General features: G+C 41.8%; 25 protein-coding genes and 1 other annotated feature. Of the genes, 18 read left to right on the top strand and 7 right to left on the bottom strand.

The annotated features are described in order from the left end of the window. Positions 1 to 193 precede the first annotated feature (193 nt). Entirely contained in the window at positions 194 to 349 is a 156-nt protein-coding gene (locus HC733_RS18745) for a hypothetical protein (protein WP_190366530.1), read from the bottom strand. A 317-nt stretch (positions 350 to 666) separates the two neighbouring features. Here HC733_RS18745 and HC733_RS18750 point away from each other — a divergent pair, with 317 nt between their 5' ends. Beyond that, positions 667 to 921 carry a hypothetical protein gene (locus tag HC733_RS18750; RefSeq protein WP_190366531.1) on the top strand — a complete coding sequence of 85 codons (255 nt, stop codon included), beginning with the start codon at positions 667 to 669 and terminating at the stop codon, positions 919 to 921. A gap of 47 nt (positions 922 to 968) precedes the next feature. Here the strand turns inward: HC733_RS18750 and HC733_RS18755 are convergent, their stop codons facing one another. After that, on the bottom strand, positions 969 to 2408 hold the full coding sequence (locus tag HC733_RS18755) for a hypothetical protein (RefSeq protein ID WP_190366532.1): 1440 nt from the start codon (positions 2406 to 2408) through the stop codon (positions 969 to 971). A 589-nt stretch (positions 2409 to 2997) separates the two neighbouring features. Here HC733_RS18755 and HC733_RS23035 point away from each other — a divergent pair. Both HC733_RS23035 and HC733_RS18760 read left to right on the top strand, forming a co-directional pair. Then, positions 2998 to 3144 (top strand): hypothetical protein, encoded by a 147-nt coding sequence (locus HC733_RS23035; RefSeq protein ID WP_203219222.1) that lies wholly within the window; start codon positions 2998 to 3000, stop codon positions 3142 to 3144. A 20-nt stretch (positions 3145 to 3164) separates the two neighbouring features. After that, positions 3165 to 3473 carry a cytochrome b/b6 domain-containing protein gene (locus tag HC733_RS18760; RefSeq protein ID WP_342366036.1) on the top strand — a complete coding sequence of 103 codons (309 nt, stop codon included), beginning with the start codon at positions 3165 to 3167 and terminating at the stop codon, positions 3471 to 3473. Between the two features lie 184 nt (positions 3474 to 3657). On the opposite strand, the gene HC733_RS18765 is transcribed toward HC733_RS18760, so the two are convergent. Next, positions 3658 to 6087 (bottom strand): TonB-dependent receptor, encoded by a 2430-nt coding sequence (locus HC733_RS18765; RefSeq protein WP_190366533.1) that lies wholly within the window; start codon positions 6085 to 6087, stop codon positions 3658 to 3660. 246 nt (positions 6088 to 6333) lie between these two features. Here HC733_RS18765 and HC733_RS18770 point away from each other — a divergent pair, with 246 nt between their 5' ends. The 3 genes from HC733_RS18770 to HC733_RS18780 are packed head-to-tail and all read left to right on the top strand — an operon-like array spanning position 6334 to position 8608. Continuing rightward, on the top strand, positions 6334 to 6639 hold the full coding sequence (locus tag HC733_RS18770) for an iron transporter (protein ID WP_190366534.1): 306 nt from the start codon (positions 6334 to 6336) through the stop codon (positions 6637 to 6639). Continuing rightward, entirely contained in the window at positions 6636 to 8237 is a 1602-nt protein-coding gene (locus HC733_RS18775; protein ID WP_190366535.1) for a PepSY-associated TM helix domain-containing protein, read from the top strand. Before HC733_RS18770 ends, HC733_RS18775 begins: the two co-directional genes overlap by 4 nt. After that, the gene (locus tag HC733_RS18780; protein ID WP_190366536.1) at positions 8234 to 8608 is read left to right on the top strand and encodes a DUF3325 domain-containing protein; all 375 of its coding nucleotides are present in this window, start codon (positions 8234 to 8236) and stop codon (positions 8606 to 8608) included. The genes HC733_RS18775 and HC733_RS18780 overlap by 4 nt, the downstream gene beginning before the upstream one ends. Before the next feature lie 30 nt (positions 8609 to 8638). On the opposite strand, the gene HC733_RS18785 is transcribed toward HC733_RS18780, so the two are convergent. Further along, positions 8639 to 9526, bottom strand: coding sequence for a LysR family transcriptional regulator (locus HC733_RS18785; RefSeq protein WP_190366537.1), 888 nt, complete (start codon positions 9524 to 9526; stop codon positions 8639 to 8641). Between the two features lie 126 nt (positions 9527 to 9652). Between HC733_RS18785 and HC733_RS23250 the strand changes: the two genes are divergently transcribed. Genes HC733_RS23250 through HC733_RS18805 form a run of 4 tightly spaced genes read left to right on the top strand, consistent with a single transcriptional unit; the run spans position 9653 to position 12870 of the window. Next, the gene (locus HC733_RS23250; RefSeq protein WP_190366538.1) at positions 9653 to 10831 is read left to right on the top strand and encodes a sterol desaturase family protein; all 1179 of its coding nucleotides are present in this window, start codon (positions 9653 to 9655) and stop codon (positions 10829 to 10831) included. A gap of 15 nt (positions 10832 to 10846) precedes the next feature. Continuing rightward, on the top strand, positions 10847 to 11998 hold the full coding sequence (locus HC733_RS18795) for a carbohydrate porin (protein ID WP_190366539.1): 1152 nt from the start codon (positions 10847 to 10849) through the stop codon (positions 11996 to 11998). Positions 11999 to 12052: 54 nt separating this feature from the next. After that, positions 12053 to 12580 carry a DUF1993 family protein gene (locus HC733_RS18800; protein ID WP_190366540.1) on the top strand — a complete coding sequence of 176 codons (528 nt, stop codon included), beginning with the start codon at positions 12053 to 12055 and terminating at the stop codon, positions 12578 to 12580. 2 nt (positions 12581 to 12582) lie between these two features. Beyond that, the gene (locus HC733_RS18805; protein ID WP_190366541.1) at positions 12583 to 12870 is read left to right on the top strand and encodes a hypothetical protein; all 288 of its coding nucleotides are present in this window, start codon (positions 12583 to 12585) and stop codon (positions 12868 to 12870) included. Positions 12871 to 12935: 65 nt separating this feature from the next. On the opposite strand, the gene HC733_RS18810 is transcribed toward HC733_RS18805, so the two are convergent. Beyond that, positions 12936 to 13439, bottom strand: coding sequence for a DUF1579 domain-containing protein (locus tag HC733_RS18810; RefSeq protein WP_190366542.1), 504 nt, complete (start codon positions 13437 to 13439; stop codon positions 12936 to 12938). 124 nt (positions 13440 to 13563) lie between these two features. Here HC733_RS18810 and HC733_RS18815 point away from each other — a divergent pair, with 124 nt between their 5' ends. The 3 genes from HC733_RS18815 (at position 13564) to HC733_RS18825 (ending at position 15925) form a co-directional block, all read left to right on the top strand. Beyond that, positions 13564 to 14301 (top strand): helix-turn-helix transcriptional regulator, encoded by a 738-nt coding sequence (locus HC733_RS18815; RefSeq protein ID WP_190366543.1) that lies wholly within the window; start codon positions 13564 to 13566, stop codon positions 14299 to 14301. 256 nt (positions 14302 to 14557) lie between these two features. Next, positions 14558 to 15403, top strand: a complete 846-nt coding sequence (locus tag HC733_RS18820) for a hypothetical protein (RefSeq protein ID WP_190366544.1) — start codon at positions 14558 to 14560, stop codon at positions 15401 to 15403. A 36-nt stretch (positions 15404 to 15439) separates the two neighbouring features. Then, on the top strand, positions 15440 to 15925 hold the full coding sequence (locus HC733_RS18825) for a hypothetical protein (protein WP_190366545.1): 486 nt from the start codon (positions 15440 to 15442) through the stop codon (positions 15923 to 15925). A 121-nt stretch (positions 15926 to 16046) separates the two neighbouring features. On the opposite strand, the gene HC733_RS18830 is transcribed toward HC733_RS18825, so the two are convergent. Continuing rightward, on the bottom strand, positions 16047 to 16925 hold the full coding sequence (locus HC733_RS18830) for a hypothetical protein (protein ID WP_190366546.1): 879 nt from the start codon (positions 16923 to 16925) through the stop codon (positions 16047 to 16049). A gap of 55 nt (positions 16926 to 16980) precedes the next feature. Next, positions 16981 to 18621 carry an esterase-like activity of phytase family protein gene (locus HC733_RS18835; RefSeq protein ID WP_190366547.1) on the bottom strand — a complete coding sequence of 547 codons (1641 nt, stop codon included), beginning with the start codon at positions 18619 to 18621 and terminating at the stop codon, positions 16981 to 16983. A gap of 241 nt (positions 18622 to 18862) precedes the next feature. Here HC733_RS18835 and HC733_RS18840 point away from each other — a divergent pair, with 241 nt between their 5' ends. The 5 genes from HC733_RS18840 to HC733_RS18860 all read left to right on the top strand — a co-directional run bounded on the left by HC733_RS18840 (position 18863) and on the right by HC733_RS18860 (position 24428). Next, positions 18863 to 19852, top strand: a complete 990-nt coding sequence (locus tag HC733_RS18840) for a substrate-binding domain-containing protein (RefSeq protein ID WP_190366548.1) — start codon at positions 18863 to 18865, stop codon at positions 19850 to 19852. A gap of 180 nt (positions 19853 to 20032) precedes the next feature. Beyond that, entirely contained in the window at positions 20033 to 22666 is a 2634-nt protein-coding gene (locus tag HC733_RS18845) for a CHASE domain-containing protein (protein WP_238937622.1), read from the top strand. Between the two features lie 283 nt (positions 22667 to 22949). Then, positions 22950 to 23318 carry a hypothetical protein gene (locus tag HC733_RS18850; protein WP_190366550.1) on the top strand — a complete coding sequence of 123 codons (369 nt, stop codon included), beginning with the start codon at positions 22950 to 22952 and terminating at the stop codon, positions 23316 to 23318. Positions 23319 to 23404: 86 nt separating this feature from the next. Beyond that, on the top strand, positions 23405 to 23968 hold the full coding sequence (locus tag HC733_RS18855) for a hypothetical protein (RefSeq protein WP_190366551.1): 564 nt from the start codon (positions 23405 to 23407) through the stop codon (positions 23966 to 23968). 139 nt (positions 23969 to 24107) lie between these two features. Beyond that, positions 24108 to 24428 (top strand): transposase, encoded by a 321-nt coding sequence (locus HC733_RS18860; protein WP_190366552.1) that lies wholly within the window; start codon positions 24108 to 24110, stop codon positions 24426 to 24428. Then, positions 24386 to 24502 (top strand) — a sequence feature (AL1L pseudoknot). Its footprint overlaps the gene before it by 43 nt.

A 24502-nucleotide genomic window follows, 5' to 3' on the forward strand; every position in this document is an offset into this window, starting at 1 on the left:
TCTTCTATTGGATATATTTCACCAGCTCAATATGAAGCTGATTTCTATGATAATTTAAAAGAGTCAGGTAAAGTAGCCTGACTTAAACAACTAGTCTCCGATGAACTCGGGGCGATTCAACTCGAGACTTTTTAGAGCCCAATCTAAGCCGAACAAAAATTCATTCATGTCAATTCCCTGTATCTAATATGTCCTAACAATTTAGAGTACTAAATGTATACCAATAGCCACCATTTGCTTGTGGTTGAACTGTTGGGTGTAGAGTACCACCAGCCACTTTCTTTGCATTCTCAGCTGATAGTTCTTTTAACTTTTTTGATTTAAGTTTTAATGTCATTGAGGTTTTCATGGTTCCAATCCTTATTTGAGTGGCATACATGCCTAGCCTCAGCGGTTCAAATGTTAACCTTTTGTACATCATGTAGCAACATTTTGTTTTTAAAAATTTCGCGTAAGAGGTTGGTATGTATGAATTTATTAATATTCTCGTACCTATCCCTTTATAATTGGGTATATAGGCAAAAACCATGTTACTGATTTGGGCGTTAATCAACAAATAAATTAGTTAACAATGTAGCGATTGAAGAATTTATTAGTGCACTTTGGACGGAGCGGCGTTTTGTTGCTGGTTTAAGGAAAACATAGATAAAATCAAAAGTGGTGCTTATGACAAATAAAAGGCGAGGCGTAACATTGCCAAGATGCTATACAAGCCACGCACCGATGAGTGAAGTTGCACAGCTAACAGCACATTCTCAAGGCGCATTTAAGTATGTTGGAGACTGCCAATTTACCCGCAATGTTTATGCGCTTTGGCCTAACCAGCGTATTCCGCCAATGCATGTAAGTGAGTTTATCACTTTGTTGCTCAAGTGCAGCCAAGGCTTAGGGTATCTGCAAGGTGAGGTGTTATCGCTTTAAGGCGCTAAAGCTAACAGGTGTTAGCTTTAGCATGAGTGAGGTAAGCATTATTTGGGTCTAACAAAAATCCCTGTTGAGTAGTCATAAACCCACCACGAACCATTCTGCATAAATGGGTAATAGTAAGACTGTGGTGAGAATATAAGGCCATCGCTAATGGCAAAATAAAAGCGGCTTTTCTCGTAATATGTAGCTCTGGTCATCACTTTTGTTTTAGATATTAAGCTCTTTTCGGAGAGAGTTGGAAACGATATGTTTTTTCTCTCTAACTTGCTATTTTCTCTATAACCATAACCAGGGTTATGTGTTTTTTTGCTTCTAAATACAGAAAATCCACACGTGTATGCGTCAGCCTCTTTCAAAGCTGCAACGTTTTCTATTGCCCTGTCAGCCAATACATTTAAATCCTGAGTGTATTTTTTAAGCGTTGTTACATGGGCCTCAGATGGTATGCTATCTTCGACAGGCGGAATATCTGCGTTGAGTATATCGTGGATCGACCATGTAGCAATGCCGACATTTCGTTGTCCATCCTGCGTTTTGGTACGCCAGTTACTCATATAATGACACGACTTACCTGTCGTAAATGCAAACTCTCTAGATCCGTTATGTGCACCGCTTAAAAATACTGCAAATTCATAGCTAGGATAACGTGCACTGAGTGCCTCAACGACTTCTACGCATGATTCTGGGTTGGAAGACATTTTTCCGACTAAGTTTTCTTTGTTTACATACTTTTTAAAGTCTTCTGCAAAAGTTGCTCGCACCTTGTGTATGGCGCTTTCATGCGCCTTGTATCCTGCGGTGAGTCGTTCAATAAATATGCGCTTTGACTTGTCATAGCAAATATTGCTCAGCGCACGGGTAAGAGCAGCCTCAATGTTGGTTGCGTTTGACCAGTCGATATCTTTACCCGGAGCTTTATCTACGTCAATACATTCTAATAGACCTTCAAATTCACTCAGACGAATTTGGATCAATTCAATGGCCTTTTTAGCTCGAATACTATTATTATTGGTTTTAAATTCTGAGCGACCTTCGTTATAGGCTTCAAAGGTGAGTGTAAGAGATAGCCACTCAGCGGCTGCCATTGAAACTGCGGTACAGTCACTGTAGTTTGCCTTACCTATGTCATCGAAATACTTTTGGATCTCATCGGTTAAAAAGGCAACAGGCAATTTTTTGGGCAGCTTTTCAAAAAATTGATGAGTGTCCCGAGTTAGACTTTCAGCACTGTTATTTTTTGCTTTAATAAGTCGACTAAACTCAGGCTCAGCCGCCTTCATAACGGCTCTAAATTCTCGGCGTTCAGATAAAGAAAGGTAGATGTCAGTAAACCGGTCGACGTTGTCACTAAACACATCAATTTTTGCGTCAATGCGATTCAATAATTCAGTGTTTTTGGTATCTTTTTTGCGGCTATTAAAAATGGCTTTTAACGCAGTTTTTAACACTAGCTTGCCGACTGCTTTGGCTATGGCACTCATACATCACCTATTTAACATTTATTCGAGTGATATATGCTAATCCTGTTATAAGATTCCTTCAATTACAGCGGTTTACAGTTATTTTTTTTCGGGCTTTATGGTTGCGCTATGTGTGTTTTTATTCCATATGTTGGGATCAGAAATAGCACAGTTTTTTCTCAACATTTTTATGTCGAGTGTTCACGATAGAATAATCGTTTTTTATTTGACAGGAATTATGAACTTCTTCTTATTTACACTCGTGCTGTTTTGTTGGCACCGTCTCAGAGGCTGTTTATTTTCTCTTGCTTCACGTGTCTGTTTATATATCGCATGTATTCATATTGTTCTTAAGATGCTTGAATTGGTTGCCAGAGGATACTTTGATTACCATGAGCTTAAGACGTTATACATTGTTACAGTTTGGCTTTGCAATTTAACTATGACGTTTGCTATTTCAGTTTATCCCTTTCGGGAAACATGCAGCTATCTTTCAAAAGCGGCTAAATCCTAGCTGAGCTGATCGCGGCGTTTAGCTGGATTTCAAAGTAGTGTTTATAGAAGATAAATGGCACTATAATGCTGTTTTTTAATATAAAATGGAGTTTTTATGTTATCTAAAACCTACTTAATGGATCGCGGGCTTCACTGGGTAAGCGCGCTTTTACTGCTTTATATGCTGATGGTTTTGTCTAGTCAAATTCATTATGTTGATTGGCAAATAAAAGGCGACACGCAACCGCTGGCTTTGCTCTGATCGTCATAATCCTCTCAAGAGTGTTATATACACTGCGATTCAAAACAACGTTGCCTCGAATGACACCACAAAGTAGGCGCCATGGTATTTTTATCAACACGGTTCATGGCTTATTGTACGTGTGTATTTTTCTTCTCGCTGGCACGGGTATAGCTATGGTGACTCACTATGAGCTGCCGCTGAATATTTTAGGTATTGAGCTGAGCGCACAAAAAGAAGGTTATTTCAGCACTTTTAGTCAGTTTCATGAGATTCACCTGTTGCTACAACAAGCCATGTGGTGGTTAATCGGGATTCATTTGGCAGGTGTGTTGTATGCAAAAAGGTAAACTAGGCTATTTACTTATGAGATCCTGACCTTCGTCAGGATGACGACAGCGTGTGTATGTGAGTACTGTCGTCATCCTAAATCGGTCTTATCGTTATAATTTCATGTCGTCACTGTGAACTTGTTTCAGAACCTCATCATGCGAAAACGCCACACATTTATGCGTTAAACATGCTTCAAATCCATCAGAAGGTGTAATGAGCGCGAACGAGCACGTTACGTTCTTCACCTGGCATGCCGCCTAGGAACATGGCTTTGCTGTAGTACGACTTATCAAACAAGTTGTTCACCTTTAACTGCACACCCCAATGTTTGGTGTTGTACGCGATTGCCGCGTCAAATACCGTATAGCCAGGTACATAGCCATCAGGAATACCAAATGAGTCGGATTGCGTGCTGCGCTCATCCACGTATTGCATACCTAAGCTAATATCTACAGGTGTATCTTGGGTAAAGGCATAACTTGAATGGGTCACCCAGCTGCCAACCGTGACATAAGGCACGCCTTTTTGACGTGTGTCAAATGAGGTATTTGTTGGGTCCATTTGATCGCGCGCATCTTGATAAACGGCGTTAACATTCACTTTCCACTGTTCATTTAAAAATGCATTTAAATCTAATTCAACCCCTTTGGTTTGCTCTTTACCGTTGTAGAAATAGCGAGGAGTGTTCTGTGAAGAAACACCTTCTTCAAAATCCGGGTTATTGTAGCGTAAGTTGGTACGACTTGACTCAAACACCACAAGTGAAGCAACCAGCTGATCATCAAACGCTTTTAAGCGCATACCTATATCATTACTGATTGACTCGGTATCTTCTCTGTCAGACTCGGAACCAGATACCTCACCCAAAATACTGTAAGCTGTGCGGCCTTTGGAGTGGTTTGCAAACAACGAGAGGTTATCTGTTGGCATGTAAGTCATACCAAAATTATAGGTAAGGCCATTGTCAGAGGTGTCTTGCTCTGGCTTTGGTTTGGCAGCGCTGGCTCTGTAGCGTGCATCAACTCCCAAGTGTTCATAGCTTTGCTCAATTTCGTTGTAAGCAAGGCCCACTCGAGTAGTTAAACCAAAATCGAAGTACGCCACGTGTTGTGCACCCACACCCCAAGCACTCACGGTTTTGTTGTAATTACTGGTATTGAGCGGGTCGTGATCTTCAAATGTTCCCTCAGCCCAGTTTGGTGTGCGAATGTCTAAAATATAAGGTAATGAGCCTTGATAGATCACCTCGCCAGAGGCGTTTTTAATCACTTTATCGGCATCGTATATTGAGTATTGTTTAAAGCGAATATCACGGTCTTCGTAGTTGGCATTCACTAAAAACTCGTTATCAATATCATTGAAGGTAAAGTCGTAACGTAAATCAGCAAAATACTGCCATGAACGCTCATTGGCTTCTACTTTACGATATTCTTGGCGACGTGCTGCAAACGGATAAAGCTCACCGTCAAGCACAAGCGGGGCTCGTGGCTCTTCGTTGATTTTGCCTCTACGCTCCCAGTAAACATAGTTGTAAGCACCCGTTTGGCGAGCAAATCCTGAGTCATAATCACGATATTGTAATTGCTGGTTAAAGTACAAGTGGTCAGTAATATCAATGTTGTGAGTCAGCTTAATGCGTAGCTCCTCACCTTCATTGTCTTTGGCCATGGGAGAAATAATGCCATTATGACCAAAAGAATAAGGGGTTAAGCCATCATTGCTGGCTAGAGAGTCCGTTAACTGTTGACGTTGCGCATCACTGAGCTGCAAGCCCGCGTCGTTTGGATCGTTAACAAGGTCTTGCCAAGTCACTTCACCTGCGGTTTTACCGCCGACCGAGGCTGAATTAAAAATACGAATAGGGTGGCCGATTGAGTCAACTGCAATACCATCGTTAATATACGCCGTTGAAAGCATCACATTATGACCTTCGTTGAGTACGTATTTAAAGCTTACGTAGGCTTCATCGCGGTCGTTATTTAGATCACGATAGCCGTTACTGCGTGCCGATTTAACCAATACGCGGTATGCCAACTGCTCGGTCAGTGCATCGGTTGAGTCCATTTCAAGCGCATAAGTATCCCATTGGCCCACTTCGGCAGTGACTGAATGCGCGGCGTTAAATTGCGGTTTTTTCTCAATTAGGTTGATCACACCACCGGCACTGCCCATACCATAAAGCCCTGTTGCAGGCCCTTTTAATACTTCAACAAACTCTACGTTGGTCATTGAGCGGGTAGGGTTAAAGGTATTACCTAGACCTGCGCCGCCATACATACCATCGTAGGTATAGTTGGCACCAAGACCACGGATCACTAAGTTATCGCCAATGCCATAGTTGTTACCTGCTTGAGTGACACCACTTATGTTACGTACCACATCTTGTAAGTTGGTGATCACTTGCGAGCTTAACAGCTCGCTGTCTACCACTACAACGGCCGCAGGTGTTTCCATCAGTGACATATCTGATTTGGTGGCAAGGCCAGAGTTTAAAACAACCTGATTTTGGCGGCCATATACGCTGATTGTCTCGATATCGCTCTGATCTGCAGAGTGGGTAGTTGTAGCTAAAACCAAAGGTGAAGAGGTCGCACATGCTAAGGCAAGCGCAGATAATTTAAACAATTTCATAGGGGAATTACAGCTTAATGGAATAATATGCAAATGATAACTACTATCATTATCAATATTCAATAGGGTAATGGCAGGTTTAACTTTTATTCAAGAAAACACCAAAGCAACGGCATACATTATTTACATTAAATACATAATTCAGATTGAAATACACGCGGTAGAAAAATAATTTCGGCACAAGATTACAAATAGAATCAATAATTGTTACCATTTGCAATTATGAATTTAAATTGCAATGTAACCATGATCCAAACATGCCTATCAAAAATAAGATGCAATCAAGAAGTGCTCCTTCGCTTGTTGGTGATTGTCGCGCTTGGATATCCGCTGACGGCTTTGGTGAGTATTGTTATTTCTCAAATACTTCCGTTGTCAAAAGCTGATTCGGTGGCCGCCGCGTCGATGCTCAGTTTTGCTATTTATACTGCGTACATTATGTGGGCCTTTGCTGCTAAATCATGGCAAAAGGTGGCGTATTTAAGTGTGATGCTAATGACTGCAATGGCAGCATGTCACAGCATGCTTAACTGGGCGTTGGAGGCAATATGAGAAGCGGCTTTAGACAGTCAATGGCTTGGTTGCATACTTGGACCGGCATTGTTGTAAGCTGGATTTTGTACTTCATTTTTGTGACCGGTACTTTGGGTTACTTTGATAGTGAAATTGATGCATGGATGAAGCCTGAACTGCCACGCAACACGGCCAGTGTGCAAACGGCATTGCATAGCGCGCAACAGCATCTGACGCTTTACGGCCAAGATGCCAAAGATTGGCGTATTTACTTGCCCATCTCTCGCACCGAGCCTCATCTTTTCCTTGGTTATCAGCAAAAAAATGCAGAAGGTAAGCTTGTGCGCACAAGCCTGCAAATTGATGCTGCCACGGGAGAAGTACTGAAAAGCCGTGCCACGGGAGGGGGACAAACGCTATATCGCATGCATTATCGACTGCACTACATTCCCACTAAATTGGCATACTACTTTGTTGGCGTGTTTACCCTGTTTATGCTGTTGGGTTTAATAACGGGCATTATGGTTCATAAAAAAATATTCAAAGAGTTTTTTACCTTTAGAGTTAATAAGGGCGCGACGTCTTGGCTTGATGGTCATAATTTAATGAGTGTGATGAGTCTGCCGTTTCATTTGATGATCACCTACTCAGGCCTAGTCATGTTCACATTTACCTATGTGCCCTTTGTATTCAATGCCAGTTATGGTTTTGGAGATGAAGGTAAAAAGCAGTTTTTTGATGAGTATTATAAAAATTCAGCGCCCACTGAGGCGTTGGGTAAAACAGCAACTATGTTGCCTTTAACTGAGCTGTATCACAATGCCAGTGTGTATTTAGAGCGTCAAGGCAATGAGCAAGCGAACTATGCGATACGTATTTATCACCCAAACGATGTAAATAGCGTAGCGGTGTTTTCACCTGAGCTGTCAGATGCCAGCAACGATGGTAGCAAATTAGTGATGAGTGCAATTTCGGGAGAAGTGCTCAGTTACCAGCCTCATTATAGCGGTGTACGTCGGGTGCACTCGGTTTTGTTAGAACTGCATGAGGGTATTTTTGCCAATTTACCTATCCGTTGGTTGTACTTTTTATCGGGGTTGACGGGCTGTGTAATGATAGCTTCGGGCATGGTGTTGTGGACCAAAAAGCGTCGCACAAAGGCGCTGAACAACCCTCAAGGTGTGCCATTTAGCTTTAAGCTTACCGAAGGGCTTAATATTGGCACCATCGTTGGTTTACCAGCTGCAGTGGCCGTGTATTTTTTAGCAAATCGATTGTTGCCACTGGGTCTTGATGCGCGCGCACAGTGGGAAGTCCACTGCTTTTTCATCACGTGGTTGATGTTTTTAGTGCATGGCATGCGTTTAACATGGCAAAGCAAGAGTCAGATAGCTTGGTATCAGCAATGGCTCTGTGCCAGTGTCTTATTTTTGCTAGTGCCTGTTATCAACGGCATAACTACTAGTCGGGGTTTAGTGGCCAGTACACTCAATGCCGATTGGGTGTACGTTGCTTTTGATCTCACCAATTTAAGTGCAGCACTGGTGTGTTTATTCATTGCCAACAAAGTGAAAGGGGCTGCTGAGCAAATGCCGCGAGCACAGCCCGATAAATTTAATTCCGAGGTTACAACATGATGTTATTAGCTACAGCGTTAATGGTTTATATAGGGTTGTGTTTATTTTTATTCTCAATGCCAAAATATACTCGTGTACTTGGTCGCGAATACAAACCGACTCACAGAGGCGAAAAAATCAGGCGATTGGCAGGTTGGTTGTCGCTATTTGTAGGCTTTTACTTAGCAAGCGAAGCGCTAGGGTGGGTTAATGCCTTGGTCTTTATGTTTGGTATGACAACACTTGCGGGTGTATGCCTGTCACTGGCTTTTCAACACAACCCCAAGCGCGCTTTGTTACCGGTCTTATTAGTGAGTGAAGGGGTTTTTAAAATGGGCGCGTTAGTTTCCAGTAACAACAAACCAGTCACAAAGCGAAAAATTAGCTCTTAACTCGTTGCTAACGCTTGGCAGTGTATACTATTACCAGTCAAACGTTAGCAGGTGCTTTATAAATTCATTTACACGTTTAGATTGATACTTAGCTGAGGGGTAGATGGCATGCAGTGGCGATGCTTGGCCTGTATAATCGGTGAGTACCGGAAGTAGTTTGCCACTTTTTAAGTCTTCATGCACATCCACAGCCGATTTATAGATTAACCCATGACCTTTAAGCGCCCACTCTCGTGCTATTGAGCTGTCATCTGTGGTGAGTTTCGGCGTTACATTAACAGTGATAGCCTCACCGTTTTGCCCAGTAAACGTCCAATCACAATCAACGTTGTCTTTTACTTTATAGCAGATGCAACTTAGTTGCGTCAGTTGATAAGGGTGAGTAATAGGATCTACGGTGTTCAAATATTTGGCAGATGCGCACAATACCCTTGGTTTAGTCGAAAGAGCTCTGGCGATAAGTCTTGAATCGTCAGGTTTGCCATACCTGATAGCCACGTCAATTCCACCCTTATAAATATTAGTGACTGAATCCGACGTACTAATGTGAAAGGTAACTTTAGGGTGGTTCGCTAAAAATGTTTCAATAAGGCCTAATAAGCGCGTATGGGCAAGGTCGGTTGGTACGGCAATAGAAATATTACCATGCATAGTTGAAGATGATTCTTTAGCTCGTTCAAAGGCATTATCGAGTTGGTTGAGCGCACTGCGACTTTGATTGTAAAACTGCTCCCCTTCGAGTGTGACACGCACGACACGAGTTGAGCGTTCTAAAAGGCGCACATTGAGTTCCTTTTCAAGCCTTTTGACACAAGCGCTTACGGCGGTGTTTGATAAGCCAAGTTTGTTGGCTGCTTTAATAAAGCTTCCTTGTTCAACAACGGCATGAAAGCAAGACAACTCGGTTAATTTACTCAACTTTTCTATAAATCATTATCAACTACAGATTGATAATACCTTATTGAATACTTTGATTATGTGCAATAGCTAATTTTGTATACTGCGCGCTTAATTAGTTTATCGTTACAAAGGAAATGAACTAACGTGAAAGAACAAGCGCTGAAAAGGCCACTAACACGTGGGCCGTTAATTGAACACCTATTAAAGATTTGGCACTGGGATCTAACTTTACCTCGCAACAAGTTTTTGTGCCTTGCTGCCATTATTGCAGGGGTTGTTGGGTGGAGTATTTGGCAACCTCAAGTGCACCACATCACAGATGCGTGGCACGCTCAGGCGGTCGAAATTTTTTATATGGTTGATAAATTGGCCATATCGAGTATTGATCCGCAGTTGTACCAATTGCTTGCCATGATTGCCATCGCTAAGGTTGTCTGGGGTGTGGCTGTTGGGTTGGCTGACTTAGCGTATTTCAAAAAGGTCACTGGTCGAGATTTTGACTATGCCAATATGATTAATATGGTGTTTGTTAACTCTCTGATTTTGTTTGCTGGGGTGTATAGCTTTAGCTATTTTACCTTGACTGACTTTTTTGTCTTGTATGACTCGTTGTTGCAATCGGTGCCGACACTGATTAACTGCAATGGTGCATTGGCATTTTTGCTTGCCGCGCTCATTGGCGATTTTTGTTTTTATTGGGCTCACCGCATTATGCATAATGTGCGAATTTTTTGGAATTTAGGCCATATTTACCACCATAGAAATGAAAATCTAACCCAGCTAACACACGGAGTTGAACCTCGGTTTTTTTTACTCAATGCGCAAGGCATTAGTAGTTTGCTGTTTTTACCCATTATTGCCAAATTATTTACCAATGACTTTTCTGATGCAGGCTATTTTTTAGTGCCTATGGCGCTCATAAATCTGTGGGTTGACCCATCACATTCCGTTGCACTGTATGCGCTTGAGAACAAGTTTAAGCCTTTGCGCTTGATGCGTTTGGTGTTTATGACTACAGGTGTGCACTACACACATCATTCAAAAGACCCTGCTCACAACAAACGCACTGGGTTTAATTTTGGGGCAAGATTAACCCTTTGGGACCGTTTATTTGGCACCTATGTAGAGCCTGCTGATTACATACCTGAATCGGGATTGTTTTGTAGTAAAACTGACTACTGCTTAAATCCAGTCCGTTTTTTGTTGTTGCCATATATCAGGTTTATTGACGAATTTAGATTAAATTCAATTAAATACTGGCCCAAGATCCTATTTGGTTCGGTGTTTTGGTCTCCCCCTAAAAAATCTAAGTTAAGCCATTAGGTGAACACCAAAGCTATGAAACGCGCTAATTCTTGGGCAGTTATTTTTCTCATGCTTATGGCCTGTAATGTGTCGTTACAGGCAAATGCAGCGACACTCGAGCTTGATAGCATGGGCTATTTGCGTCACGGTGTATTGAGTGCAACAGGAAATAGCGCCTCATTTGCTTGCGAGCACAGTGATGGCGCATTTGCAAAACCGCGATTTGGTAATGAGTGTGAGGGGTTTTTAGAGTTGCAATTTCAGGCTTCGGTGCAACAGGGCGACTATAAATTGCAAGGTGTGGTTGGTTGGGACTTTATCGACGTGGCCAACAATAAACCCGAGTTACTTTATCAAGACGAACGCTACCTTCAGCTTGAAATACAAAACGGCCAGACATACTGGCTTGGTAAACGTAGCTATCAGCGCCATGAAGCGCATTTGTATGATTACAAGTATTATCATATTAAAGGAGAGGGCGTCGGCTTTGAAGTGCCCCATCACAGTGGTATGAAGGCGGCGCTGGCGTATTTTTATCGTGATGAATTTGGCGATGATATTAAGGCTTTTGATCTGCGATTTGTAATACCCTTAGCACCGTTGAGTCCGAACACAACGGCTGAGTTTATCGCGCTCAAAGCACATAGCGATGATGAACATTCGTACTCAACAACTGGCCTAATATTCACTACTAAGTTAAACCATACGCTAACTAATCGCACATCGATAAAACGTGCATCGGGGCCATTTGCAACCCATGAGTTGGCTCGCGCTAAAGTGAATATTGAACCTGTGAGTCAGTCAGAGCAGTACTTAAATGAACTGGTGTTAGATGAGGATAATTGGAGTTTAGGTTTGCTTGCGCTTGTTGAGCGCAGGAAAATAGCAAAAACGAGCGGGCTCAACAACCATACCCGTTGGCAAGCACTGGGGCTGCGCTTTATTGGTTATCAAAATGCGCACTTTTCGTGGGTGAGTGATATTAGCCATGACCGTGTGACACAAAGTAATGGCTTACATAGCCGCATGAGTAAAATATCGCTTGCTTATCAATATGCTAAGAATAAAGGATTTTACACAAGGCCCGTAGTGCGCGTGTTTGTGAGCCAGTTGCTTGGTAAAAATTTACAGGCCCAAGCATTGAGTAGGACGAATTTTGGCGTGCAATTTGAGACCTGGTGGTAAACCTGAAACTCGCGCTAACAAGGCCGCCACATGTATTTTTTGAGGAATGAAACCATGACCAATCCAAGTAAGCCGTTTGTGCATTATTTACATAGGATAAAAGCTATTTTGCAGCACAATAGCGCGCTAGAGCCTATGTTACACAAGGCATTATGTGATGATATGTTTGTACTTCATCAACAACTAACAACCGCGATTTCATTTTCGCTGCGCTGCTGTTGTGCATTGATTGGTAGAAATGTCGTCAGCTTTAAACGAGATGAGGCCAGCATTGATGCATTAATTGCAGAAATAGACGACACCCTTGGCTATTTAAACGCAATGAGTGAGCAAGACTTTGTCGGTTATGAGCAGCAGCAAATTAGCTTTGAGGCTGGTTTTGCCCATAACTCTCTCAGTGGCGCTGACTTTGTGGTGATGTACGCGTTACCAAACTTCATTTTTCATTACTCAGTGGCTTATGCGATTTTGCGTAGCAATGGTTTGGCACTTGGTAAAGCTGACTTTGATGGCTTTCATCACTATCCGGCTGGGTTTTCTTTTCTCACGCCAAGCTGTCATACAGCTAACTTACAAGGATGAATATGGTCGGTCATATTGATAAGCAAAGTAATGCTGGTGCTAAATCGAGTAACCGTGTAGATCACCAGCATTTGGGCTGGTTTCTTGGTTGTGTCGCAATCATAATGGCTTTGTTTTCGGCATCAGCCCTTGAGCTAATTTCCGTGTTATTTTTCTGCTTTGCAGCTTATGTAGTTTGCCCTCCAACTAATCAACGTTGTGTGTTCTTGTTAGATAGGCCCGCAAGTGTGCTCGATGGTTTATGGTTATGGTTAATATTATGTGCAGCTGGGCTGGCGTTTAAGTTATAAAAATTAAGCAGCTGAATTGCGATGAGACAGTGGCAAAGCAAGGGTTGCCACTTTGCTTGATTAGGTTAATTTGCGCGAGTAAAGATCATCGTCCAATTGGTTTTCCAAGTATGGCCATTATCTATTGAAAAAGCTTGCTCCCAGCGAGGTGTTTTGGGGTCTGACGTATCCCATATAAAGCGGACTTTAGTTGCGATATTATTGAACACATCATCAGCGTAGAAAAGGCCAATACCGTTTTTAAATTCCCCGATAACAGGTACATCTAATCTATCAGGAAAGCGACCATCTAACCACCAAATCGCCCATTTGTTTGTTGTCGGGTTGTAACTACGAAATGCCGCAGCTTTAAAAGTGCCACTCGGGAAATGCAAAACATTGTCCTCGACATTACCTTGTCCACCCAATATGTGTTGGGTTTTTGATGTACCAGTAAACTCAATCCATTGCTCTTCGCGTGCAAATAGGTCTTTTAGTCTGCGATGTTTCACCGCCCACGAACCAATTGCAAAGTCAAAGTCGTGCCATGAATGACTCGTTTGTGGTTGATTAATGCTATGTGCTGTCATGGACTACCCTCCAAAAGTAATCGCTAAAATGTGAATGAATAAAATAAATTTCATGAACTTATGCCAACAGTTGTGAGAAATGTTAGTCTAAACATACAACTGTCATTTTGTGTCACATTAAGCTATGGCCAGAGCAAATACCTACACTCATTTAGCAAGATTAGACTTGTTAGCAAGTATGCTGAAATCGGAAGACTTCGTAACAGCTAAAGACTTAGCGCAAGCTTTGGGCGTATCTGCAAGAACCTTGTATCGAGATATCGGTATTCTCAGAGAGAGAGGACTTCCTATAGATGCAGATAAAGGTAAAGGGGGTGGAGTAAGGTTACATAGAAGTTGGGGGCTTGGAAAAATTAATCTAACGGATAATGAAACCGTAGATTTGTTGATAAGCCTCGCAATGTCAGAAAAACTCAACTCCCCCCTGTTTATGCAAAACTTATCGTCAATACGCTATAAGTTAATGGCATTGCTAGCGCCCGAGCAAAAGTCAAAAATTGCGAGTCTACGTCATCGCATCCTCATTGGCAGCATGGCATCTCCGCGTGTGCACTCATCGTACGAAAAGTCTGTTATCTCAGATTGCAGCGCCTTAAATACCGCTTTTATTTTTCAAAAACAGTTATCAATGCGCTATCAAGATGAAAAGCGCAGCGTTACAACACGCATTATTGAAGCACATTATTTATATTTTAATTACCCGGTGTGGTACATCTTCGCATGGGATCATTTAAGAGCGGACTTTAGAACTTTTCGCATTGATCGAATTGTAGATGCTTGTTTAGTTGAACAATCTTTTAAAGTAAAAGCATTTGCAGAGTTTTCTCACCTTATCGAAACCGACACCCCAATTATGCTCTAGGGGCTACTTTTTACAAAATCGGCTCTGCTGTCGTGGATGAGCATAAACTTGATTTAGGCCTCCACAATACCCATTTTCTCATTATTTTTGCAAAAACCTGTCATAAATCGCTGGTTTCTTATACAGCCAACTCGCGTACTATGCCTCTGAATCGTTTATAAATTGACCTTAAATATTAAGTTGTATCCACAAAGCCTTTTATTAAAAGGCTTTATTTCAACATTGTTTAACGCAGATATGAGGTAGGCAAATAGTCATGAACGCGCTCAAATTACCCGTGGTATTCATCAGTGGCTTTGTTGCGGCTTATGTGTGGTTAGGGAACGTACCGCAAGAACAAAAAGCAAATACAGTTGTAGATTCTCAGCAGGCTCCATCATCTGTTTTGTCTGCACGTATTGCTGAGCTTGAACAAGCCAATCTTAATTTGCGCGAGCAGGTTGCCGTGTTGGAGTTGCCAGTTGCATCTGGTGATCTATCGCAGTCGCAGCCAGCAGAGTCATTTGAGCAAACGGATATCCTAAATGAGCAGCAAGCTGTTCCTGTGGCAGAAATAAAAAACAACCTACAAGTATTTTCCGTACAGCCAGTGATGTTTTCTCTGACCAATCAATTGCAGTTAGACGAATCTCAAAATGATGCTTTAGAGCAATTACTTACAACAAAGGCACAGGCAGATTTTGACGCTTGGCAAACCTTTTATGAACATGCTCAATCTGAGCCTGATAATCGTGATTATTATCAGCAACATTATATGGACGCAGTTCGTCAAAACAGTGCTCAGTACCAGCGTTCGCTGGAAAATAAACTCACCGCAGAGCAGCTAGAACAATATAACCAATATGAGCGAGCGCAGGCCACGCTCAGCGTACAGCAAAAACTCAGCATGCTGAATAATTCTTTGAGCAGCCTGAATTTAAACGACTTCCAAAAGCAAGAGATTAAACGCCTGTCGGCACATGTTTACTCGGTGTCAGATGCAATTGAACTTGGTACATCGGGCAGCCCTTATGCAAGTCCTGGTGTTAACACAGACTTTGAAAAGCTTGCTCAGATCAGAGCACTTTTTTCAGAAGAACAACAGCGTAAGTTGAATTTATGATGTTGAAAAATAATATAAAAAAATATAAGGATGAATATGAAAGCCTCAAATATAGCCGCTATTTCAGCGCTACTATTACTTGGCGCAAGCTCTGCGCAAGCTCGCATGCAATGTGATATTGGTGGTTACTGGGAAACCATAACCCGTAATGTACAAGTATGTGATACAGAAACTGAAACCTACACTGAGACGAAAAGGCATTGTGGTTACAGCGGATATTTAAGTCTTGGTCACTTGTGGAATCAGCCAGACTTTCCATTGCCATATCTTAGTTACTCTTCGACTAGCCGAGTGTTAGAACAGACGAGTAGCTGCCCATCATCACAATGGGACATGCAAACGGGTATATACTGGTACACTAAACCTGATGGTACTAAGAGTACAGATTGGTACACATATTCAGGTAGCTTACCCCTGCAAAGTGATGTGTTGAAAACCACAGAACACACTCGCACTATCCAAACAAACTGCCGCACTGAAGTGAGAACTCAGCGTGTATGGCGTTGTGGCTACGAGCCATGATCCAATAAGCTAGATTGCAAGCAATAATAGCAGTGCAAGCTTAACAACTTGCACTGTTTCTTTATCAGTTTATTAATCTCAAAATAGTCATTCACATCATCCCTATCCCCAGAAAAGAGTATTACTGAGTACAAAAGCCGTTACTGTATTGATAAACCGTCTGCGTTTTAGTTGTGCCGTTAATGGCGTTCCAAGAGGTAAGTGCGAGCATACTTTCAAAAGCTTGTTTGGCGCGTAGTACCACTTTTTTGGAGTAATCTGCACTGGGATCTTCGTACTTAAATGAAGCCTCAGCAACGAGAGGAATAGAATGAGCGCTAGGTGTGCCCGCATACCACAAGGTAACACTTAGTTTTGCATCATATGACCCCAAATCAATTTCTGCCCCTTTATACACTTGCTCGTGAATCGTCAGATTGCTTATTTGAGATAGAGGAGTCGAGTCGCTAAACCCGTAGTTTGTTTTAAAACCTGAAAAGTGGGTGTTTATGTCCTTAAAATTGTTGATTATGCGAGTATTTGGCGTTTTAGTTGAGTGGCTGTAGACGACTTTGAAAGTATCATTACTTGTTGCACTAACATCTGCCTCTAACTTAGTTTCTGCGCCATTAGTTGGGGATGTGAGATCTTCAAAATCGGCGATATAGCGATCTGGGCTGCGAAACTTCAAGGTCACTTCAGAATTGCCATTTTCAATGCGTTCTCGAAATACATAGCCAATCTGTTGTAATTGACAAGTATTTACGGTGTCAAAAAATTTCACCGTGCGGATTTTGTTTAGTGAAAGCGAGCCTGTGACACTGCGAGAAATAGCCTGTTCAATACCAATTTTTGCGGCTGAAAAATAACTACTTACCTGATTTGCTTCAGTTTGATAGCTGAACAACATAGGGTTGAGTAAGAGTTTGTATTCTCTTGAAGTAACATCTGGATTGGCCACTGCGCTTTGCGTGAAAATAGCGCCACTGATGATAGTTATTAGCGTTGTGAATAGCCTCATTGTTCATTCCTTTTTAGATTCAAAAAGGCCGCATGCGCGGCCAAAGTATCACTGGTTAGTTGGCACTCATGTTCAAGCCATTGATGATATATAGCGTATTTCCATCAACGATGGACTTTGCATCGTCAAGGTATTTTTGCTCAAGTACACCGCCAGTTGACCAAGTTGCAAAATCATCATCATTGATGACACCCAAGCGAGTATTGTCAATAAGCCATAGGCCTTCCATTTTGTCGTGGGGATAGCCAACTTCTGCAACCATATCTACAACCAGTTCAAGTTTTTTGGCAGGTACAATACCCTTGGCTTCTAACGCTGCCCAACCGGCTGAGTAATTGCCATTATCTGCACGATTGTTGATCACTTGTTCTAGTGTTTCGCCAGCTATAAGTAGGCCTAGAGCGTGGTCTTGGACCAGTTCGCTATTTGCACTGACTGTTTCTAAATTTGTGGCATTGCTGATATCAATTTTGTAAACGCGCTTCATAGCACTGTTATCGCGGTGATAGAACTTGCCATCACGTTCAAGTACTAAAAACTGAGTGTTACTTAGCGCTTTAATTGCTGAGTTAGAATTAGCACCTTGCTCTTGTCTATACAAGTATTGTGCGGTTTCACCCGTTGCAATGTTGACCGTCACAATGCGAGTGAGATCAGTGCGGTTTTTGCTAGGATTGTCGAGGCTCGATTGCATAATACCAACCAGCGTTTTTTCATCTGGTGTAATGGTTAGCCCTTCCATGCCTCGGTTAGCCCAGCGGTTGGCAAATTCACTTGGCAACGTGTGTAAGTTGCGCGTATCGTTGCTAAATGGGTTGATACGCTCAAGCTCAGTACCGTCCGCGCTGTAGTGGACAATGTGTGGGCCGTATTCATCGCTTACCCAAAATGTACCATCGTTCATGGCAACTAGGCCTTCGGCATCTAGGCCAAAGTCGTCGATGCGAATTGGATTTGTGGTTTTATCATAAGGCTTGCTCATATCGACTCTGATCACTTCGCCTTTAACATCATAGGGGGTTTCAGCTGTTCCACCCAACGCAGAGCTATTAGGTAAACCGCTGATGTGATTGCCAGATTTGTCTTTTAACAGAATGTTTTTAACCAGTTTAATACTGCCAGTTGCTTGTACTTCAAATAAGCCTATTCGTGGTGTATAGTCGGGTGTTGGGAAAATCTTACCTTTACCCTGAGTACCTGAGAAGGTCGCATTTGGACCTCTATCCGTGAGTGCGTAAAACTGCATTGGGTTAGTTGGGTGACTGTCCATATCTGAACCATAACCGCCATTGCGAACTTCAAACGTGGCGCCAACAACGTTGCCATTTTCTAAGTCATTTCGAAGTACTGAGTAGGGTAACCGTACACCGCTGCTGGCGAAATTATCAGGGTTGCAGACATAAGAAGTGTCGCTGACTTCGTCGCTACTTAATTGCCCATCATTATTTTTATCTAAACCTGAGTCAATTTTTACACCACCAAGCCAACATTGTTGGTTGCCTGATGTTAACTGTGTTTGTTGCACTAAACTATTTAAGCCGTTAGTGCCATGACTACCACTTTGGCCTGTTGCGCCATTCACACCGTCTTTGCCATTGATGCCATGGTTACCATCTTTGCCATTATCACCATCACTGCACCCAGTTAAAACAAGTAGGGTGGCGATTGCTAATGTTGATAAATTGAGAGTTTTCATTTTTGTTCCGTATTTGTGTAAATTTAATACGGTATTTTTTTTGTATGACGATTTGGTTTATTTTTTAAAAAATTTAAATAAAACTGTGTATAGAGCTTTGGGCGGGAAAATCAGTATGTTTTGTCAACGTGGAGTCCAAGTAATCGGCAAAAGAGTTAAAAACTTGTTTCTTTTTTCTTAGTGTTGTTGGTAACCTAAGGGTATGTAGAACTGATTTTACTCAGTATATTCAAAGAGTTTAATGGCTATCGTGAAATACACGAAATTGTTTTTACTGGTATTGAGCTGTGTGGCGTGGCATGTCCAAGCGCAGTTGAAAATTGCGGTAGTAGGCAAAACAAAAAATGATAGCTTTTACGAGCAGTCATTTCATGGCTGCGAAGCGTTTGCCAAACAACATGATGGTTTGAACTGTATTTATGATGGGGCTGATGACTATCAAGATGTGCGCACTCAAGTACTGATTGTCAAAGAACTAATAGACAAAGGAATAGATGGCCTAATGATTTCTACCACCGATTCTGAGTATTTGGTAGAAGGGGCCTTGAAAGCTGCGCAGCAAAAAGGGATCCCGGTGGTTACTTTTGATTCAGACTTGCTACCTCAGCATCGCGCATATCGTTTGGCGTATGTTGGCACAAATAACTTTGACTTTGGCAAAGCGCTGGGTGAAGTGGCTAAAAAATATAAGAAAGAAGCGATACAGTCCGTATGTATTCAATCTGGTCATCAAACTACACCTAATCTAAACGAGCGTATTCGTGGCGTAAGGTATGCCTTGTCAAATGGAAAATCTGACAGGCTAACAGCTGTATCTGGCTGGCAAGAGCATATCCGATGCCCATTATATACGATGGGGCGCAGAGACGATGCGCTATCGCAGTTACTGAACATGATAAAATTGCCAAAGCCACCTATTTTTGTTGCTGTGGCAGGGTTTGCGCAGTTTAGTCCTAGTTATATTGAAACGCTTACACCGTTTAAAGCCAAGATAGCAGATCAAACCATAACCATTATCTCTGCTGATACAGAAAACATTCAGCTACAAGCCTTATCACAGGGCCTTTCTACTGAGAATATAGGACAAAACCCCTATGCCATGGGACAATTGTCTGCACAGCTGTTATATGAGTACATAACCAAAAAACAGCGACCTGAAAAACCAAGCTACTTTCTAGAGTATCATTACTGTACAGCTGACAATGCGCAACGTTGTACAGTGAATCATTAAGTTAACCTACTCAAAACAAATTTGCATCAGCCTATATAAAATCTATACTCAGAGCTGAGTTTGGGAATATAAAATTTATACGCTTTTGCAAACTAACCCACTGACTTAAAGAGCAATATTTTAATGGATGACTTTTTGTTCAAACCAAAGAGGAAGTGCTCTACTGCATTGGTGCTGTGGATGTTACCGTTACTCATTTTTGTGACTGGGGTAGTTTATTGTGTTGTGGTATATGAGCGAGCATCTCAGCTTCGGGAGCAAAAAATACATGATGCTTTGGTTGAAAGGCTCGAATTTGTTGCCACTGGCGTTGAGCAGCGGGTTGAGTTGTATCAATACGGCCTGTTTGGCCTAAGTGGCGCAATATCTGCTGTAGGCGTTGATACCTTTGACTACTATGCAATGCAACGCTACATGCGAGTCAGAGATTTCAACAGTGAGTTTCCTGGAGCGCGTGGTTTTGGCTTTATCCGCTTTGTTAAGCCACAAGATGAACAGGCGTTTATCCTTAAAGCGCAGCAGCAAAGGCCAGATAAATCATTTACGCTAAAGCAGCTTACCCCTCATGATCAAAGTCGTTTTATCATTCAATTTATAGAACCTGAAAGGCGCAATGCCAGTGCTGTAGGTTTGGACATTGGCTCTGAAACAATGCGCAGACGTGCGGCCATTGAAGCTGCAATGAATAATGAAGCTCGTTTAACAGCTCCCATTACCTTAGTGCAGGCGAATCAAAAGGCTCAGCAGGGGTTTTTAATCTTGCTGCCGATATATCGCTCGGGTTTTCCAGATAAAGCCAGTGACAGGCTTGATACATTGGTGGGATGGAGCTATTCACCCATTTTAATCGATGAGGTTTTATCCTCAATTCGAACACTCAGTGATAATGTGATTTTAGCTATCTCGGATGTCACACCGGACGAGGGAGTTACTTTTTTTACTCATGGTGAAACTCGACATAAGCTTGAGCAATTTAATGCCAGTAAGCAGATAGATATGTTTGGTAGAAGATGGCTTGTGTCTATCTATGCCACTCCCGCATTTGTTTACGCACTCGATCTGGTCTCTCCTTTGGAAGTAACACTACCTGTTGCCGTCACGATCCTGATGTTGGTAGTCCTAATTTTTAGCGTACAAGGAATGTTACTTAAAAGAAGGCAAATAAAACTACAACGAATTGAGATTGCAAAAGCGAAGGAAGTTGCCTTAGAGCAGGCGAATCTTAAGTTAGAAAACGAAGTGGCACTGCGAACACAAGAAGTCGAAAAAACCAACACACTGCAACGGAGTATTCTGACGTCTGCCAGCTATGCAATTATTGCGACAGACGAATTTGGGACAATCACGTTATTTAATCCCGCCGCTGAGCAGTTACTAGGTTATCAAGCCGAAGAGCTAGTGGGTGTAGCAACCCCCGCTATTTTCCATTTAGAAACCGAAGTGATAGAACACGCAAGGGAGCTTAGCGAGGAACTTGGAGTAACAATTGACCCCGGTTTTGAGAGTTTTGTTGCAAAAGCCAGAACTGGGGTTAAAGACGTCAATCGGTGGACTTATGTCGCTAAAGATGGTCACCATATTCAAGTCCGCTTAAGCATTACCGCATTGCAAGATGAGCAAGGTAATTTGTTTGGCTTTTTGGGGATTGCATATGATTTAACTGAGCAGTTAAATCATGAAAAAGCCCTATCAGAAGCAAAAGAGCAAGCAGAACAAGCGACTAGGGCCAAATCTGAATTCTTAGCTAACATGAGTCATGAAATTCGCACGCCAATGAATGGGTTGTATGGCACATTACAATTGCTCAAAGCAGAATCATTGGGGGAGCAAGGGCAAACGTTACTGGCGAAAGGTATTTATTCTGTTAAAGCGTTGAGCACCATCATCAATGATATCTTGGATTTTTCCAAGATAGAGGCGGGTAAACTTACCTTGGAAGAACAGCCCTTTAATTTAAGTGGATTAATTGAAAATTTAAAATCAGAGCTGTCGGTGGTCGCCTTTGATAAAGGTATCTCTTTAGGCTTTGACAAGGATTTATCGAGCGATTATTGGATTGGTGACGAAGTTAGAGTTCGACAAATTTTATTAAACTTAGTATCAAACGCGATTAAGTTTACCGCACAAGGGCAAGTGGAAGTCTTATTCAGAGAATTGGAAGAATCGGGATATTTGATTATCCATGTTGTTGATACCGGAATTGGTATGAGCCAACAAGAGATTAGCCGTCTTTTCTATCGTTTTGAACAAGCTGATAAATCAACGACCCGGAAATATGGTGGAACAGGATTAGGGCTTGCGATAACACACTCCCTAGTTGCTATGATGCATGGCTCGATTGATGTACAAAGTGAGCCAAATAAAGGCAGTATTTTTTCGGTAACGCTGCCCTTGATTAAAACTCACTATTTGTCAGAGGAAGAAGACAGTGCCACTGAGCAATTTGACTTTAGCGGGATTTCTATCCTAATAGCAGAAGATAACGATATAAACCAAACGGTTGTTAGGGCGATGCTGGCACCTACAAATGCACATATCAGCATGACCAGTAATGGTCAAGAAGTTGTAGATGCGGTTAAGCAGCAAGTGCCCCAAGTAATTTTAATGGACATTCAGATGCCGATTATGGATGGTGTTGAGGCATGTAAAATTATAAAACAAATCTCACCTTCAATACCTATCATTGCGTTGACCGCAAATGCTTACGAAGAAGATAAGCGGCTGTACAAAAAAGTTGGTTTTGATGGCTATATTGCAAAACCGATTGAGCAAAATGAGTTATTGCAAAAAATCGAGGCTTTAGTTTTAACTTAATTAGCTTTTTCGGAAAGCTTTTACGCTCGCCAAAGTAAGCCCTTCCCATACTCGGCATTAACATATATGTAAAAAACTGTATGTAAAGCGGTCGTTCTATTGCTACCGAAGCAAAGAAGATTTAACATCGTAGCGCTTTTGATAAATAGGATAATAGCTCCAATCGAATATTGCATAATACCTAGGTGATCATTTTGGCAATGGAAGCAAATAGCACATTTTTAGGTTCTTATATAATTAAATGAATAGATAGTGTAGTTTTAACAATAAGGGAGAGGTCATTATGCAGCCATTGATCATAGGCTCTGTGCTTATGGTAATTTCATTCGGGCTCGTCGTTATGTCGGTTGTTCACGGACAAAAGCGTTTGAAGTTTGAAAAAAAACTGCATAAGTTGGTGCTAGGCAAAGATGTAGATGATGATGCGCCTGATCAACTACAAAGCCAAGCCTATCATATTATGATGGAACTTGGGGAAGCGCTAGAAGAGCAAGAAGATCATGCCCAGCAACACAGTGTAAGACAAGCTCTGTCCAAAGTCAGTGAATTGCATGCTGAGACCGTGGAATATGAATCATCTAGTGTTGACCAAGAAGACTCAGCAAGTCAGCCTAAAAAGACTAATAAACCGAATTTTAAAGTTGTAAAATAATAAGCACATACAAATCACGCTGGTTTAGGCTGTACAAATTACATATAAGTCTGATGAATGAGAGTGTATAGCTGTAGGAAAGCTAGATGAAAGAGTACTTAAAAGTCACAGACACTATTACTCTAACGATAGAGATCAGCGCGTTTTTGTTGACACTGTTTGTTTATCTATATCACGGCACGCGCTTTTCGCTGATTGATAAAGCGAGCTTAAAAACACCACAAGACCACCAGTTATATTCCTGTCTAGTGAGCACATTTCTAGGCGCTTTGGGTAGCGTCCATATTACACCATTCGTATATGACGTAGCTGAACTAAGCATGGATGTCATTGACCGGAGACGTATCTTTTACATTTTCCTTATGTGTACAACGTTTTTGTCCATGCTGACACTTTACATTGTGCATAGAGTAAGAGGGTGCCGTTTTTCGCTGTATGCGAGGGTATGCATGTACTGCGCTTTGAGTGCTGTGGTTTTGAATTACACTCAGCTAATTTTGCGCGGCTATTTAGATATCAATGTATTGTATGATTACCATGTTTATAGCATTGCCTCGACAGCGATTAATATAATCACAGGTTGTATTCTGTTAAGCTTCCCAATCAAGTACTTATTCAATGTTTACGTAAAGCACAAAAGTGCGGAATAGTTTTTTGCCCTTATGTTAAAGTTAACCTTTGTTGTTAACAAAGATTAATCTAATCTCTTGGTTTTGTATAAATATATTTATATACTGTATGAATCGCCCCGAGTTTGCCAGAGACTCAATAACTTGAGAAACTGGAACTATGAAAAAATCAAATCGCTATACACCAGAATTTCGTGAACGTGCAGTTAGGCTTGTTACTACTCAACAGCATGAGTATTCCTCACTGTGGGCTGCGTTAGTATCGATTTCGGATAAACTGGGGTGTACTCCAGAAACACTTAGAGCATGGGTTAAAAAGTCCCAAGCTCAGCCGTCTAAACCATCTCCTTGCTCACTATCAGCTGAAGAACGGCTGGCTGCACTAGAGCGCGAGAATAAAGAACTCAAGCGAACCAATGATATTTTGAGGCAGGCCGCCGCTTTTTTCGCCCAAGCGGAACTCGACCGCAAACAGAAATAAGCGTGGCTTTTATTGATGCTTACCGCAAGCATTACAGTGTCGAGTCAATATGCAAGGAATTGCCGATTGCACCT

Origin of the sequence: Pseudoalteromonas sp. S16_S37 (genome assembly GCF_014694405.1) — a bacterium.
GTDB lineage: Bacteria > Pseudomonadota > Gammaproteobacteria > Enterobacterales > Alteromonadaceae > Pseudoalteromonas.

What these genes read in the sequence shown, in the direction of transcription:
- HC733_RS18745 (WP_190366530.1), bottom strand. Translation starts at nt 349, where the DNA reads ATGAAAACCTCAATGACATTAAAACTTAAATCAAAAAAGTTAAAAGAA.
- HC733_RS18750 (WP_190366531.1), top strand. Translation starts at nt 667, where the DNA reads ATGACAAATAAAAGGCGAGGCGTAACATTGCCAAGATGCTATACAAGC.
- HC733_RS18755 (WP_190366532.1), bottom strand. Translation starts at nt 2,408, where the DNA reads ATGAGTGCCATAGCCAAAGCAGTCGGCAAGCTAGTGTTAAAAACTGCG.
- HC733_RS23035 (WP_203219222.1), top strand. Translation starts at nt 2,998, where the DNA reads ATGTTATCTAAAACCTACTTAATGGATCGCGGGCTTCACTGGGTAAGC.
- HC733_RS18765 (WP_190366533.1), bottom strand. Translation starts at nt 6,087, where the DNA reads ATGAAATTGTTTAAATTATCTGCGCTTGCCTTAGCATGTGCGACCTCT.
- HC733_RS18770 (WP_190366534.1), top strand. Translation starts at nt 6,334, where the DNA reads ATGATCCAAACATGCCTATCAAAAATAAGATGCAATCAAGAAGTGCTC.
- HC733_RS18775 (WP_190366535.1), top strand. Translation starts at nt 6,636, where the DNA reads ATGAGAAGCGGCTTTAGACAGTCAATGGCTTGGTTGCATACTTGGACC.
- HC733_RS18780 (WP_190366536.1), top strand. Translation starts at nt 8,234, where the DNA reads ATGATGTTATTAGCTACAGCGTTAATGGTTTATATAGGGTTGTGTTTA.
- HC733_RS18795 (WP_190366539.1), top strand. Translation starts at nt 10,847, where the DNA reads ATGAAACGCGCTAATTCTTGGGCAGTTATTTTTCTCATGCTTATGGCC.
- HC733_RS18800 (WP_190366540.1), top strand. Translation starts at nt 12,053, where the DNA reads ATGACCAATCCAAGTAAGCCGTTTGTGCATTATTTACATAGGATAAAA.
- HC733_RS18805 (WP_190366541.1), top strand. Translation starts at nt 12,583, where the DNA reads ATGGTCGGTCATATTGATAAGCAAAGTAATGCTGGTGCTAAATCGAGT.
- HC733_RS18810 (WP_190366542.1), bottom strand. Translation starts at nt 13,439, where the DNA reads ATGACAGCACATAGCATTAATCAACCACAAACGAGTCATTCATGGCAC.
- HC733_RS18815 (WP_190366543.1), top strand. Translation starts at nt 13,564, where the DNA reads ATGGCCAGAGCAAATACCTACACTCATTTAGCAAGATTAGACTTGTTA.
- HC733_RS18820 (WP_190366544.1), top strand. Translation starts at nt 14,558, where the DNA reads ATGAACGCGCTCAAATTACCCGTGGTATTCATCAGTGGCTTTGTTGCG.
- HC733_RS18825 (WP_190366545.1), top strand. Translation starts at nt 15,440, where the DNA reads ATGAAAGCCTCAAATATAGCCGCTATTTCAGCGCTACTATTACTTGGC.
- HC733_RS18830 (WP_190366546.1), bottom strand. Translation starts at nt 16,925, where the DNA reads ATGAGGCTATTCACAACGCTAATAACTATCATCAGTGGCGCTATTTTC.
- HC733_RS18835 (WP_190366547.1), bottom strand. Translation starts at nt 18,621, where the DNA reads ATGAAAACTCTCAATTTATCAACATTAGCAATCGCCACCCTACTTGTT.
- HC733_RS18840 (WP_190366548.1), top strand. Translation starts at nt 18,863, where the DNA reads ATGGCTATCGTGAAATACACGAAATTGTTTTTACTGGTATTGAGCTGT.
- HC733_RS18845 (WP_238937622.1), top strand. Translation starts at nt 20,033, where the DNA reads ATGTTACCGTTACTCATTTTTGTGACTGGGGTAGTTTATTGTGTTGTG.
- HC733_RS18850 (WP_190366550.1), top strand. Translation starts at nt 22,950, where the DNA reads ATGCAGCCATTGATCATAGGCTCTGTGCTTATGGTAATTTCATTCGGG.
- HC733_RS18855 (WP_190366551.1), top strand. Translation starts at nt 23,405, where the DNA reads ATGAAAGAGTACTTAAAAGTCACAGACACTATTACTCTAACGATAGAG.
- HC733_RS18860 (WP_190366552.1), top strand. Translation starts at nt 24,108, where the DNA reads ATGAAAAAATCAAATCGCTATACACCAGAATTTCGTGAACGTGCAGTT.